This is a genomic window from Kitasatospora sp. NPDC001309 (assembly GCF_042896295.1).
Taxonomy (GTDB): domain Bacteria; phylum Actinomycetota; class Actinomycetes; order Streptomycetales; family Streptomycetaceae; genus Kitasatospora.
The window spans coordinates 386,384-399,727 of sequence record NZ_JBIAXC010000001.1 but is presented as its reverse complement, the minus strand read 5'-3'; the positions used below and the strand labels follow the sequence as shown (position 1 = coordinate 399,727).

Here is a 13,344-nt window from a genome sequence, read left to right as displayed (position 1 = left end):
TGGGCCGGTCACCCACCGTTGCCGTGAAGGAGCCCCGTGCAGGGAGCAGTCAGCGTCTCGCCCGCCCAGATCCCCGAGCTGTTGCTCGGCCTGGCCACCGTCCGCCCGGTGTTCCTCTGGGGCGCCCCCGGGATCGGGAAGTCCTCCCTGGTCAGGGCGTTCGCCGAGTCGCTCGGCCTGGAGTGCGTGAGCCTGGTCGGCACCCAGCTCGCCCCGGAGGACCTGATCGGCGTCCCGCAGCTCACCCCCGAGGGCCGCTCCCGGTTCTGCCCGCCCGAGCAGATCGCCCGCGACGAGCCGTACTGCCTGTTCCTGGACGAGCTCAACGCGGCCTCGCCGGACGTCCAGAAGGCCTTCTACTCGCTGATCCTGGACCGCCGGATCGGCTCCTACGAGCTGCCGCCCGGCTCCATCGTGATCGGCGCCGGGAACCGCGCCACCGACGGCGCGCTCGCCCGCCCGATGGCCTCCGCGCTGGTCAACCGCATGGTCCACGTCCACCTGCGGGCCAGCGCCGAGGACTGGCTGCGCTGGGCGGCCGGCGCCGGGATCCACCCCTGGATCCTCGACCACCTCACCGACCGGCCGGACCACCTGTGGTCCGCCCCGCCCAAGACCGAGGAGCCGTTCTCCACCCCGCGCGCCTGGCACATGCTCTCCGACGCGCTGAACTCCTTCGGCCCCACCCTGGACGAGGAGACCCTCAAGGTGGTCACGTACGGGCTGCTCACCCCGCAGCACGCGATCGCCTTCTGCGGCTACGCGAAGATCGTCCGCAACTCCTACGGCCTGGAGGCGATCCTCAAGGGCGACGCCCGCTGGCCGCACCGGCTGGAGGACCGCGACCTGCTCTACTACCTGGCCGACGCCTTCCGCGGCCGGCTGGTCAAGGAACTGCCCGCCAGCAAGGAGCACGCCTCCGGGGCGCAGCGGCAGACCGCCTTCCGGGCCAAGTCGCTGCTGGTGCAGCTGGCCGAGATCTCGGTGGAGGTCGCCCAGACGGTGATCGCGGACGGCGCGGACGGCAACCCGGTACTGCCCTCCTGGTTCCTGATCGAGGCCGCCCGGGACATGCCCCGACTGGTCGAGGCCCGCCGGTGAAGCGGCCGGCCAAGGCCGCCGCGAAGAAGCCCGACCCGGGCACCGTGGCCTTCGAGGAGGGCGTCCGGCTGCTGCGCGGCAACCCGGCCCTCGCCGCCCTGCGGGCCGACGTCTGCCGCTCCGAGGAGTGCACCACGGCCCCGCCCGACGGCTGGGCGGTGGCCGACTCCGACGGCACCCTGCACGTCAACCCGCGCCGCCGGGCCGAACCCGAGGAGTGGGCCTGGGTGCTGGCGCACGGCCTGCTGCACCTCGGCTTCGGCCACCTCCCGGGCGACCGCGGCACCCGCACCCAGCCCGACCCGTACCAGGTCGCCGCCCGCTGCGCCGTGGTCAACCGCTTCCTCGCCACCTTCCCGGTCGGCCGCGCCCCGGTCACCCTCCCGCAGGAGTACCCGGGCGGGGACGAGGAGGAGCTGGCCGAGCGCTGGCGCCGCGACGGCCTGCCCCTGCCCGGCACCGCCGGGACGGCCGGCACCGCCGACTGCGACCAGCTGCTGGTCGAGTGGCGCGGGCACGGCCGGGCCCGCGAGGACTGGCCGGCGGCCTTCGCGGCCGCCCTCACCCGCACCATGTCCGCCGCGATGGACCGGGCCGGCGGCCGGATCGACGCCGAGACCGGCGAGCGCCTGCCCGAACGGCCCTGGAACCGGGCGCTCAACTGGTTCGTCTCCTCGTACCCGCTGCTCGGCGGCATCGCGGCCGGCCTCACCGTCGTCGCCGACGCCGAACTCGCCCGGGCGCACGGCATCGCCGTCGCCGCCGTCAACGCCGAGGCCGCCGAGATCTACGTGAACCCGCTGCGCCACCACTCCGACGAGGAGTGGCGGTTCATCCTCGGCCACGAGATCCTGCACGCCGCCCTGCGGCACGGCGAGCGCCGCGGCGGGCGGGACCCGTTCCTGTTCAACGTCGCCGCCGACTACGTCATCAACGGCTGGCTGCTGGAGATGAACGTCGGCGAGATGCCCGACGGGCTGCTGCACGACCCGCAGCTGAAGGGCCTGTCGGCCGAGGAGGTGTACGACCGGATCGCCCGCGACCAGCGCCGGATCCGCCGGCTCGCCACCCTCGCCGGGAAGAACCGCCCGGACATCCTCGGCGAGCCGCTGGGGCCGCCGCGGGACTACGTCGACCTGGACGACTTCTACCGGCGCGGCCTCCAGCAGGGCTTCGAGCTGCACGGCCGTGAACGCGGGCTGCTCCCGGCCGGGTTGGTCGAGGAGATCCGCGCGCTCGCCCACCCGCCGCTCCCCTGGGACGCGCGACTGGCGCGCTGGTTCGACGAGTTCGTGCCGCGCCCGGAGCCGGTGCGCAGCTACTCCCGCCCGGCCCGCCGGCAGTCCGCCACCCCGGACATCCCCCGGGCCGGCCGCTACCACCCCGAGGAGGAGGTGCCGCGCTGCACCTTCGGGGTGGTCCTGGACACCTCCGGCTCGATGGACCGGACGCTGCTCGGCAAGGCCCTCGGCGCGATCGCCTCCTACGCCGCCGCCCGGGACGTCCCGGCCGCCCGGGTGGTGCACTGCGACGCCGCCCCGCACGACGCCGGGTACCTCCCGGTCGAGGAGATCGCCGGGCGGCTGCGGGTGCACGGGCGCGGCGGCACCGTCCTCCAGCCGGGCATCGACCTGCTGGAGCGGGCCGAGGACTTCCCGCCCGGGGCGCCGGTCCTGGTGATCACCGACGGCATGTGCGACGTGCTGCGGCTGCGCCGGGAGCACGCCTTCCTCGTCCCGCGCGGAGCCGGACTGCCCTTCACCCCGCGCGGACCGGTCTTCCGGATGAGCTGACGGGCCGACGGGCCGACGGGCCACCGGGCCACCGGGCCACCGGACGGTCAGGCCAGCGCCAGGGCAGGGGCGGCGCCGGTCCGCACCAGCGGGGACAGCGCCACCAGGTAGCAGGCGGCGGCCAGCGGGATGAAGGCCAGGTCGGCCGCCGAGGCGACGGTGCCGACCAGCATCAGCATCGGGCTCCACCAGCGCAGCGTCCGGGCCGCGCCGACCGAGGCGGCGACCAGCAGGGCCAGCAGGCCGACGTAGAACAGCAGCGGGCCGACCTGGTAGACGGCGGGGAGCACCCCGGGGACGGACTGCACCCGGTCGAACAGCCTCGACTGCTCGGCCTTGTCCGCCGCGGCCAGGCCGACGCACAGGTCGATCCCGATCTGCGCCAGCGAGGCCGCCAGGCCCGCGAACGCCGTCCCCAGCGCGGCGTTCGCGGCCAGCCGCCCGGCGGTGGTGCCGCGCGGGGCGAGCAGTCGGCGCAGCGCGAGGAAGACCGGGGCGAACAGCAGCAGCCCGGCGAACATCGCGGTGTGGCCGAGCGTCCAGCCGAGGCCCGGCTCGCGGGAGCCGGGCACCAGGCGGATGCCGCCGTACAGGGCCATCAGGGCGGGGGCGCCGACGGCGGCGTAAGCGGTGAGGCGGGTGTTCCGGATGGCGTTCATCTGACGATCTCCTGCGGTGTCCGTGGTCCGTTCCGACACCGCAGAGCCTCCCGGCCCGACCCCTCGTCGCGGATCGCCCGTACCGGCGAAACCGGCCCCTCCCCCGCAAGGGGGAGTCCCCTCAGGACTCCCCCGCCACCACCGCCCCGGCCTCGTACGCGAACACCACCGCGTGCACCCGGTCGCGCAGTCCGAGCTTGCTCAGCACATTGCTGACGTGGGTCTTCACGGTGTGCTCGCTGACCACCAACTCGGCCGCGATCTCCGCGTTGGACAGCCCGCGCGCGATCAGCTGCAGCGTCTCCTGCTCGCGCAGGGTCAGCTGCTCCAGCAGCTTGGACGGCGGCCGCACCGCCCGCTCCCGGCCGCCCGGGCGGCGGGCCGCGAACTCGCCGATCAGCCGCTTGGTCACCGAGGGCGCGAGCAGCGCCTCGCCCGAGGCCACCATGCGCACCCCGTGCGCCAGGTCGTCCCGGCGGACGTCCTTCAACAGGAAGCCGCTGGCGCCCGCGTACAGCGCGTCGAAGACGTAGTCGTCGATGTCGAAGGTGGTCAGCATGATCACCTTGGTGGCCGGGAACTCCTCGCACACCCGGCGGGCCGCCTCCAGGCCGTCCATCACCGGCATCCGGACGTCCAGCAGCAGCACGTCCGGGTTGTGCGCGCGCACCGCCTCGACCGCCTCGGCGCCGTCGCAGGCCTCGGCGACCACCTCGATGTCCGGCTGGGCGTCCAGGATCATCCCGAACCCGGCCCGCACCAGCTCCTGGTCGTCCGCGACCACCACCCGTATCGGCGTCATCCGCCCACCCTCTCCACCACGCCCGTCGGCCCCAGCGGCAGCCGGACACTCACCAGGAAACCCCTGCCCTCCGGCCCCGGACCGGCCTCGGCCCGGCCGCCGCAGGCCGCGGCCCGCTCGCGGATGCCGACCAGCCCGCGCCCGCCGGACCAGCCGGCCACCGTACGGTCGGCGGCCGGCGGCATCCCGCGACCGTTGTCGGAGACCACCACCTCCAGCACCCCGTCGGCCCGGCCCACCCGGATCGCCACCCGGTCCGCCCCGGAGTGCTTGACCGTGTTGGTCAGAGCCTCCTGCACGATCCGGTACGCGGCCGCCTCCACGTCGGCGGGCAACCCGCCCAGCCCGTCCGCGAGTTCGAGGTCCACCCGCAGGCCCGTCCCGCGCACCCGCTCGGCCACGTCGGCGAGTTCGGCCAGCCGGGGCTGCGGCGCCAGCTCCCGCTCCGCCTCCGGGTCCTTCAACACACCGAGCACCCGCCGCAGTTGCACCATCGCGTCGCGGCCCGCGTCGGCGATGGTGTCGAAGGCGCGGATCGCCCGGTCCGGGTTGTCGCGCACCACCAGCGGCCCGGCCTCGGCCTGGATGACCATCAACGACACCGCGTGCGCCAGGATGTCGTGCATCTCCCGGGCGATCCGGGCCCGCTCCTCGGCGACCGCCCGGGCCGCCTCGCTGGCCGCCCGCACCCCCGCCTCCCGCGCCCGCTCGGCCTGCATCCGGGCCAGCTCCCGCTGGGTGCGCACCAGGGCGCCGAAGACGAAGGAACCGCCCGAGGTCAGCACGCTGAACAGCGCGCCGTTCGGCGAATGGGTGCCGATCACATTGGCGACCACCACGACCGCCAGCACCGGCCAGCGCTGCCGGTCGGGGAAGCGCTCCGCGATGGTGTACATCCCGATCACCGCGTACAGCGGTACCTGCGGGTTCGCCGAGTGCGCCACCACCGACAGCGCCAGCGAGGGAACGGCGCCCGCGATCAGGCCCAGCAGCGAGACCTTGCGCCGCCAGGGCAGGAACAGCGCGGTGGACACCGCCAGCGGGTACACCCACCAGGGCCAGTCGGTGTCGTCGTTGTAGACCGACCAGACCGACACCGCCGCCGAGCAGACCGCCAGGAAGGTGTCCAGCACGTACGGGCTCAGCCCGGCCGTCCGGCTCCGCCAACGCGCCGCGCGCTCCACCGTCGTACCTCCCCCGTACCCGGGGACCCCGTCCCCGCGGAGAAGATCATGCCCTACCGGCAGAACCACTGGCACCGCCCGGCCGGGAGCCTCCCGATCGGACACCGCCCGGTCAGACACCGCTGACCGTCACACCGCCGGTCTCCGCCCGCGCCGTGATGCTGTGCGCCGCGCCCGGCCGCGAGGGGACGCCGACGTCCGCCCCGCCCGACCCCGCCTGCGCGTCCACCGCGTACGCCTCCCCGGACGGCACCCGCAGCCGCACCCCGCCGTTGCCGACCCGGGCCTCCAGCGCCGACGGCGCCGCCGCGAAGTCGGCCCGCACGCCGCCGTTGGTCGCGCTCAGGCGCGCCGTCGGGGAGGTCAGCCCGGTGGCCTCGACCCCGCCGTTCTCCACCGCGGCCTCCACCTCGGCGGACAGCCCCGTCAACCGCACCCCGCCGTTCTCCTCCTTGATCCGCACCTTGGTGCCGGCCGGCACCTGCACCTCGTACCCGACCCCGCAGGAGTCGCAGGAGTACCCCAGCCGCAGCACGCCGTCCTTCACCTCGTGGGTGCTCTTCGGCGCGGACCCCCGGTAGCTCTGCTTCTCGACGACGTGCACCGAGTCACCGGTGCCGGTCACCACGACCCCGCCGTTCTCCCCCTCGACCACCAGCTCCCCGACCGGCTCGGCCACCCCGTACGCCACCGTCCGGTGCTCGTCCGACTCCAGGAACGGCAGGCACCCCTGCATCCCCAGCACCACCGCCGCCGTGATCGCCACCGCGCCCAGCACCCGCTTCATGTCCGGCCCCCTTCGCAAAGCCCCGCCGTCCCGACACCGAGAACCCTCCCGCGACCGGCCCCCTCGGCACCTCCCTCCGCGGAGCGGTTCCCGGCCCTCCCCCGTGCGGGGGATGGCGGGCAATTCACGGATTCACCGGCGCGGCCGCCGCTTCGCCGGTAGCTTGTTTGCCCGCGCTCAACCTCCCGGAGCCGCACCACGCCCAGGCACTGACGACGAGGGCTGATCAGGCAATGGCCAACACCCCGCCCGGCGGACCGGGTCCCGCGACCGGGCACGGCCTGGACGACCGCGTGCCCTTCCTGGCCCGGCTCGACCACGCCGACCGCACCGCCCTGCTCGCCCTCGGCCACCGGCTCGACTACCCCGCCCGCTCCACCGCACTGCGCGAGGGCGAACCCTCCGACCACGTCCTGCTCGTCCTGCACGGCTGGCTCAAGGTGACCGCCCTCGCCGAGAACGGCTACGAGGCCCTGCTCGCCCTGCGCGGGCCGGGCGACATCGTCGGCGAGTCCGCCGCCCTCAGCGGCCGGCCCCGGGCCGCCACCGTCACCGCACTGGAGCAGGTCTCCGCCACCGCCGTCGACCGGGCCGCCTTCACCACCTACCTGCAGAACACCCCCGCCGCCGCGATGCAGCTCCTGGCGCTCTCCACCGACCGGCTGCGCGCCGCCGACCGGCACCGGCTCAAGTTCGCCTCGCTCAGCGTCAGCGAACGCCTCGCCGACCTCCTGCTGGAACTCGCCCGCACCCACGGCCGCCGCACCGCCGAGGGCATCGTCGTCTCCGTCCCGCTCAGCCAACAGGAACTCGCCGGCTCCGTCGGCGCCTCCCGCGAGGCCGTCGCCCGCCTGCTCAAGTCCCTGCGAGACCGCGGCATCGTCGTCACCAGCCGCCGCTCCCTGGTCGTCGCGCGCCCCGACCTGCTCCGGAGGCCCGGCCAACTCCGCTGATCCGCACAGCAGTTCTGTGCACACCGTCACAGAGCGAGTACCTCAACGGCGCTCACGCCGACCTGCCCGGCACGGGCAGGCTGAGGCCGACGACGAATCGAGAGGCGACCATGACCGATCCGGTGAACCACACCATCCTGCTGCTGGACATCGAACAGTTCGGCCGACGGGACGACGTCGAGCAGGCCTTCATGCGCCGCATGCTCTACTCCGTCCTGCACGAGACGCTGCGCAGCGCCGGGGTCGAACCCGCCGAACAGCGCCTGGAGGACCGTGGCGACTCGGTGATGGCCCTGATCAACGCCACCGTCCCCAAGGCCCGGCTGCTGCACGCGCTGATCAACGAGACCCCCACCCTGCTGCACGCCAACAACCGCCTCGCGGCCGCCGGCGCCCGGGTACGGCTGCGGATCGTGCTCGCCTCCGGCGAGGTCGCCGTCCAGGAACTCGGCGGAGCCCTCGGCGGCGCCGTCGGCTGGGACCTCAACCAGGCCTTCCGGCTGCTCGACTCGACCCCGCTCCGGGAGGCCCTCCGGCACCGCGAGGGGCCCTGCGCCCTCGCCGTGTCCGACGCGCTCTACCAGGGCATCGTCCGGCACGGCCACGGCGGCCTGGCGCCGGAGGCGTTCCACCGGGTCACCGTCCAGGGCAAGGAGGGCGAGTTCCCGGCCTGGCTGCACGGCGCACCCGCTCCCGACACCCCGGAACCCGCCCCGGCGAGCACCCCGACCACCACCCGGGCCCTGGCAGCGGCCCCGCCCCCGGCACCGGCGGCCGCCCAGGGCGCCGCCACCTTCCAGTTCCTCGGCGGCACCCCCACCTTCGGCGGCAACCTCATCGGCGGCGACCAGCACGTCGTCTCCGGCGGCCAGGTCCACGGCGACGTCAACACCGGCAACACCGTCGGCGGCGACCGATGACCACCACCGCCGAGCCGGAGGCCGCGGACCAGGAGGACGGCCTCCAGGAAGCCCCGCCCGAGGACCCGCAGAACGCCGTGGAGGCCGTCCAGGAACTCCTGGAGCACGTCCCGGACTCCTTCGCCGGCCGCACCTACCTCTTCGCCGGCGGCACCCCCGGCTTCGGCGGCGACCTCATCGGCGGCGACCGGCACACCGTCTCCGGCGGCCAGGTCCACGGCGACGTCGTCACCGGCCACAAGACCACGATCTACCAGGTCGGCGGGGCCGCACTGCACGCCTCCGGGCTGGTCCCGACCGATGAACTCATCGCCCTGGCCGAGGTCTTCCGGCCCGGACCGGCCTTCGACCAGGCTCTCGTGCACCTCCGCGAGCAACGGGTCCTGGTCCTCACCGGCCGGGCGGACACCGGCCGCCGCGCCGCCGCACTGATGCTGCTGCGTGAGCTGGGCATCGACCGGATTCGAAACCTGGACCCGGATGTCAGTCCCACCGCCCTGCTCAACGGCGTCGAACGGGCCGAGGGGTACGTGCTCACCGACTACACGGCCTCCCGCACCCGCCCACTGCTCCGATCCGACCTCCACCGCCTGCGCGAGGCACTCGCCAAGCAGGACGGCTACCTGGTCATCACCACCACCCCCTCCCCCACGCTCCGCGAACTCCCCACGGTCGGCTGGTCACCGCCCGACCCGGGGCTCGTCCTCGGTGCCCATCTGCGGGCACTGCGGGACGACGGCGTCCCCTTCGAGCAGCTGCTCGCCCTGGACCCCGTCGAGGGGTTCCTGGCCAAGTACCCGCCGATCCGGGAGATCGCCGAGTTCGCCGTCAGGCTGGCCGCCTACTCCCCGTCGACCGGCAGGCCCTCCGACCTCGCCGACTTCGGTCGGGGCGCGGTCCAGGAGAAGGTCGGCCGCTGGTTCGGGGACGACGGACTCCCCCTCCACGACAAGGCCTTCCTGATCTCCCTGGCCGTCTTCGACCACGCCCCCTACACCCTCGCCGCCGAGTGCGCCGACAAGCTGTTCCGCCGCCTGGAGACCATCCGCACCCCCGGCCGCCCGGACGGCATCCCGCCGTTCGGCAGCTCGGTCGAGGACCGGATGGCCCTCGCCCGGGCCGAGCTCACCGAGGAGTCCGAGCAGACCCCCTGGGGCCCGGTCCCCCAGCGGATGGCCTCCTTCCTGGACCCCCGTACCTCCCCCACCCTGCTGCGCGAGGTCTGGACGAGCCACCCCTCCGCCCGCCCCGCGATCACCGGCTGGCTGAACGCCCTGGCCACCGACTCCCGCGCCCTGGTCCGCACCCGGGTGGCCTCCACCACCGCCCTGCTGGCCTCCGTCGACCTCTCCGCCGCCATGAGCGGGCTGCTCGGTCCCTGGTCCGGCGCCAAGGACTTCCGGCTCTGCCTCCAGGCCGCCAACAGCCTCGCCCTCGCCTACCACGCGGGCACCGCGGCCGTGCCCCGCATCCTGCGCGGCTGGGCCGGCGACGACAACGCCCGCCGCCGCTGGACGGCCATCCGCTGCTACGCCCTGCTCGGCCCGCTGCTGCCCGCCCAGGCCCTGGAGGCCTTCGCCCTGGCCGCCGAGCGGCTGACCGCCGGCGAGCTCGACCAGCTGACCGCCGGGTTCCGGCCCGGCGCGCGGCCGTCGGAGCAGCCCGACCGCCACCAGGCGCTCGGGCTGCTCGAAGCGGCCGAGCTGATGCTGCTCTCCGCCGAGGCCGAGCTGACCCTGCGCACCCTGGTCCGCTGGCTCTCCGGCCCGGCCGCCCTGCGCCAGCTGGCCCTGGCCGCCTTCCTGACCGCCGCGCAGCGCACCGAGGACACCGCCGTGGGCCGGCCGCTGCTGCTCGACTGGTACGCCCGGAGCCCGCGACCCGAGCCGGGAGGTGTGCGCAGCGTCACCGTGCTGCCCGCGCCCGAGGAGCCCGCGCCGGTCCGAGCGCTGCTGGTCGCCCTGTGGCGCACGGCCCTGGAGGACCCGCACTACCGCGACGCCGCCCTGGGGGTGCTGCGCGGCTGGCTGGTCGGCGCCGCCGACCAGCCCGGCACCACCGCCCGGCTCACCGAACTCTTCGACGACCTGGCCGTCACCGAGCGCGACCGCCGGCGGCTCGACCACCTGGTCCGCACCGTACGCGCCGACGGCCCGGCGACCGCGGCGCTACCCGGCAACTGACACAGCACCGTCCGACCCGTCCCGATCCTGGAGCACCCGCGCATGTCGGCACGACACCGCCCCGACCTCCCCCACGGAGACCTGACCGACCCGGTCCTGACGGTCCACCCGCTGGGCCGCGCGCTCGGCCTGCCCAAGCGCCCGGCCGCCCGGGCCGACTCCGCCCTCGTCCTGACCACCCCGTCCGGGGAGCACCAGGTCTACCTGCCCCCGCACCGCCCGGGGTTCAGCGACCTGGTGGGCCGCAACTACCAGGCCGCGTACGAGGTCGACCTCGGCCTGCACCACCTGCGGGCCGAGGAGCGGCTGCCCGGCCGGGACGACGTCGGGGCCTTCGAGGCCGTGGTGGAGATCGACTGGCAGGTGTCGGCCGCGGAGCTGGTCGTGGCGAGCCGGATCCGCGACGTCCCCGCGCTGCTGGTCCCGCGGATCCGGCAGCGGATGCGGGCGGTCACCCGCCACCTCTCCACCGACCGGAGCGGCGAGGCCGAGTCCGCCGTCCAGGAGGAGCTGGACGGCTTCCCGGTCGCCGAGGCCGAGGGCCTGCGGGTGCGCTGCACCGTCCAGTTGGACATCGACCAGGCCGCCCGCGAGCAGAAGGAGCGGCTGCGCGGCTACCACTTCGACACCCAGGCCCACCCGCACGCCCTCCGGCAGGTCCAGGAGTCCAACGAGGTCCTCGCCGCGAAGGCGAAGTTCTACCAGTACCACCTGGAGCAGGGCGGGGTGACCGCCTGGGCCCTCCAGGTGGCCGCTCACCCCGAGGACCTGAAAGCCGCCCTCACGTACTTGAAGGACGAGCAGCAGGAGCTGGTCCAGGGCCAGCTCCAGGTGATCCAGCGGCTGCTCGACCAGAACGGCCTGGAGGAGTTCGAGCTGGAGGGCCCGCGCCAGGAGGCGAAGGCCGCGCTCGAAGCGATCCTGCGCCACCGCCCAGCGGGCCCGGGCACGCCCCGGCTCGACAAGGGCCCGAACCCGCCGTTGCCGCAGTGAACCCGAGGAGTCCCGCCGTGTCCGCCCCCGCCGGTACCGCCCCGGTGCCCCCGCCGCCGGGTACCGCCCTGCTCGCCGAGCTGCGCACCGAGATCGCCCGCGCGGACAGCAAGGCGGCCGTCCTGGTCGCCGCCCTCGGCGTGATCGTCGGAGTGCTCGGCGGCCTGCTCACCAGCACCGGCTGGGCGCCGCAGCAGCTCTCCGGCGCGGCGAAGGCGTTGCTGGCCCTCGGCGGCCTGGGCATCGCCGTCTCCCTGGTCTCGCTGCTGCTCGCGGTGCTGCCCCGCTTCCGGCGCAGCACCTGGCGCCCAGGCCGCCCGCTCGGCTACTTCGGGGACATCCGGCTGGCCGCCGAACGGGGGCTGCTCACCGACGCCCTGGCCGACACCGAGCGGCTGGCCGCGGAGGCCGTCCGGGCCGCGCTCGCGGAGAACAGCCTGATCGCCGCGCGGAAGCACTCCTGGGTCCGGGTCGGCATCCTCGCCTTCGGCGCCGGCCTGTTCCCGCTGGTCACCGCCCTGTTCCTGGGCTGACCGGCCTGCCCCGCCCAGCACCGCCCAGCACCGTCCTGCCCAACCCGTCACCGTACGGACGCCGCCGTGCGCGCGTCCCGTCCCCGAGGACCCCGCCATGACCGAACCGACCTACCCGGACGCCACACCGCCGCCGTACCCGACGGCCGCCCCGCCGCAGTACCCGACCGTCCCGCCCCAGTACCCCACGGCCGCCCCGCAGTACCCGACGGCGCAGCCGCCCGCCTACCCGACCGCCGCTCCCCCGCCGCCGCCCCCGTACCCCGCGCCGGCCCCGCAGCCCCCCGCCCCGCCGCAGTACCCCACCGCCGTCCCGCCCCAGTACGCTCCCCCGCCCCAGCCCCAGCCCCAGCAGCAGCCCCAGCACCCCCCGCGCATCCCCGCCCAGGGCTTCGCCCCGCCGCCCGCCCCGCCCCGGCCGCCGGTCCTCGACCCCACCGTCGACATCGACCCGCACACCGGCCGGGTCCACCTGGCGGCCCGCCAGCGCGGCGCCGACGCCACCGCGGTCGGCCAACTGCTGCTCCAGCTGCCGCACTTCCTGTGCAGCCTGCTGGTCGTCACGCTGGTCTCGCTGCTCCTCCCCGAGCCGCTCAACCTGGTGCTGATCGGCCTCTGGATCGCCTCCGGCGCGCTGGTGTTCCACCGCCCGACCGAGAAGGTGCTCGCCCGCTACCTGTTCCGGATGCGTCCGGCGCTGCACTCCGAGCTGACCAGGCTGGAGCCGATCTGGCACCAGGTGACCGCCAAGGCGGGGGTGAACCCGGAGACGTACGACCTGTGGATCGAGGACCACAAGGCCGTCAACGCCACCGCGGCCGCCGGCCACATCGTCGGGGTCACCCGGTACGCGCTGGAGACCCTCCCCGACGCCCAGCTGGCCGCCGTGCTCGCCCACGAGCTCGGCCACCACCGCGGCGGCCACGCCTGGGCGACCCTGCTCGGCTACTGGTACTCGATGCCGGCCCGGATCGCCTGGGCGGTCTTCCGGATCGCGGCGGTCGTGGCGTTCCGGATCGCCTCGGTGTTCTCGCTGCTCGGCGCCCTGGTGGTCGGGCTGGTCTCGGTGGTCCTGGTGGTGGCCGTGGCGCTCTCCTTCCCGCCGCTGCTGCTGGTCCTGGTCACGCCGTACCTGCTGGCCGCGGTCGGCCGCCGCTCCGAGCTGAGGGCGGACGTCCAGGCCGCCGAACTCGGTTTCGCCGACGCCATGATCGAGGTCTTCCACGGCTTCCTGCGGGACGAGGAGGAGGCCCTGGCGGCCGCCGCGCGGGAGAACGGGGGCCGGGCCGTCCGCCCGGGCCTGGGCCGGCGGCTGCTGTCCAGCCACCCGGACACCCACACCCGGATCCGCCGGTTGGAGGACTGGCGCGCGGCCGCAGCCACCCCGGCCCGGTAGCGCCCGGGAAGCACCGGCCAGGAGCACCCGCCGGAAACGC

General features: G+C 75.0%; 12 protein-coding genes. 8 read left to right on the top strand and 4 right to left on the bottom strand.

Translation table 11 applies throughout. The features are described 5' to 3' along the window. Positions 1-36: 36 nt before the first annotated feature. Positions 37-1,101 (top strand): ATP-binding protein, encoded by a 1,065-nt coding sequence (locus ACFY2K_RS01895; RefSeq protein WP_375882031.1) that lies wholly within the window; start codon positions 37-39, stop codon positions 1,099-1,101. After that, positions 1,098-2,894, top strand: a complete 1,797-nt coding sequence (locus ACFY2K_RS01890) for a hypothetical protein (protein ID WP_380586104.1) — start codon at positions 1,098-1,100, stop codon at positions 2,892-2,894. The genes ACFY2K_RS01895 and ACFY2K_RS01890 overlap by 4 nt, the downstream gene beginning before the upstream one ends. Before the next feature lie 47 nt (positions 2,895-2,941). Here ACFY2K_RS01890 and ACFY2K_RS01885 read toward each other — a convergent pair whose 3' ends face one another. The 4 genes from ACFY2K_RS01885 to ACFY2K_RS01870 form a co-directional block, all read right to left on the bottom strand. Continuing rightward, positions 2,942-3,553, bottom strand: a complete 612-nt coding sequence (locus ACFY2K_RS01885) for a hypothetical protein (protein WP_387709204.1) — start codon at positions 3,551-3,553, stop codon at positions 2,942-2,944. A 121-nt stretch (positions 3,554-3,674) separates the two neighbouring features. After that, positions 3,675-4,355: a response regulator gene (locus ACFY2K_RS01880; RefSeq protein WP_380521274.1), complete on the bottom strand. Its 681-nt coding sequence runs from the start codon at positions 4,353-4,355 to the stop codon at positions 3,675-3,677. Then, entirely contained in the window at positions 4,352-5,539 is a 1,188-nt protein-coding gene (locus tag ACFY2K_RS01875) for a sensor histidine kinase (protein ID WP_387709202.1), read from the bottom strand. The genes ACFY2K_RS01880 and ACFY2K_RS01875 overlap by 4 nt, the downstream gene beginning before the upstream one ends. A 112-nt stretch (positions 5,540-5,651) precedes the next feature. Next, on the bottom strand, positions 5,652-6,326 hold the full coding sequence (locus tag ACFY2K_RS01870) for a DUF4097 family beta strand repeat-containing protein (protein WP_380521278.1): 675 nt from the start codon (positions 6,324-6,326) through the stop codon (positions 5,652-5,654). A 233-nt stretch (positions 6,327-6,559) separates the two neighbouring features. Here ACFY2K_RS01870 and ACFY2K_RS01865 point away from each other — a divergent pair, with 233 nt between their 5' ends. The 6 genes from ACFY2K_RS01865 to ACFY2K_RS01840 all read left to right on the top strand — a co-directional run bounded on the left by ACFY2K_RS01865 (position 6,560) and on the right by ACFY2K_RS01840 (position 13,304). Further along, entirely contained in the window at positions 6,560-7,279 is a 720-nt protein-coding gene (locus tag ACFY2K_RS01865; RefSeq protein ID WP_380521281.1) for a Crp/Fnr family transcriptional regulator, read from the top strand. Between the two features lie 110 nt (positions 7,280-7,389). After that, the gene (locus tag ACFY2K_RS01860) at positions 7,390-8,199 is read left to right on the top strand and encodes a hypothetical protein (protein WP_387709200.1); all 810 of its coding nucleotides are present in this window, start codon (positions 7,390-7,392) and stop codon (positions 8,197-8,199) included. Next, positions 8,196-10,382 carry a hypothetical protein gene (locus tag ACFY2K_RS01855; RefSeq protein WP_387709198.1) on the top strand — a complete coding sequence of 729 codons (2,187 nt, stop codon included), beginning with the start codon at positions 8,196-8,198 and terminating at the stop codon, positions 10,380-10,382. The genes ACFY2K_RS01860 and ACFY2K_RS01855 overlap by 4 nt, the downstream gene beginning before the upstream one ends. Before the next feature lie 42 nt (positions 10,383-10,424). Next, positions 10,425-11,375, top strand: coding sequence for a hypothetical protein (locus tag ACFY2K_RS01850; protein ID WP_380521288.1), 951 nt, complete (start codon positions 10,425-10,427; stop codon positions 11,373-11,375). Between the two features lie 17 nt (positions 11,376-11,392). Then, on the top strand, positions 11,393-11,908 hold the full coding sequence (locus tag ACFY2K_RS01845; RefSeq protein ID WP_375882006.1) for a Pycsar system effector family protein: 516 nt from the start codon (positions 11,393-11,395) through the stop codon (positions 11,906-11,908). Positions 11,909-12,005: 97 nt separating this feature from the next. Continuing rightward, positions 12,006-13,304: a M48 family metalloprotease gene (locus ACFY2K_RS01840; RefSeq protein ID WP_387709195.1), complete on the top strand. Its 1,299-nt coding sequence runs from the start codon at positions 12,006-12,008 to the stop codon at positions 13,302-13,304. The last annotated feature ends 40 nt before the right edge of the window (positions 13,305-13,344 follow it).

Coding starts and splice junctions, on each gene's coding strand:
- ACFY2K_RS01885 (WP_387709204.1), bottom strand. CDS start 3,553: ATGAACGCCATCCGGAACACCCGCCTCACCGCTTACGCCGCCGTCGGC.
- ACFY2K_RS01880 (WP_380521274.1), bottom strand. CDS start 4,355: ATGACGCCGATACGGGTGGTGGTCGCGGACGACCAGGAGCTGGTGCGG.
- ACFY2K_RS01870 (WP_380521278.1), bottom strand. CDS start 6,326: ATGAAGCGGGTGCTGGGCGCGGTGGCGATCACGGCGGCGGTGGTGCTG.
- ACFY2K_RS01865 (WP_380521281.1), top strand. CDS start 6,560: ATGGCCAACACCCCGCCCGGCGGACCGGGTCCCGCGACCGGGCACGGC.
- ACFY2K_RS01860 (WP_387709200.1), top strand. CDS start 7,390: ATGACCGATCCGGTGAACCACACCATCCTGCTGCTGGACATCGAACAG.
- ACFY2K_RS01855 (WP_387709198.1), top strand. CDS start 8,196: ATGACCACCACCGCCGAGCCGGAGGCCGCGGACCAGGAGGACGGCCTC.
- ACFY2K_RS01850 (WP_380521288.1), top strand. CDS start 10,425: ATGTCGGCACGACACCGCCCCGACCTCCCCCACGGAGACCTGACCGAC.
- ACFY2K_RS01840 (WP_387709195.1), top strand. CDS start 12,006: ATGACCGAACCGACCTACCCGGACGCCACACCGCCGCCGTACCCGACG.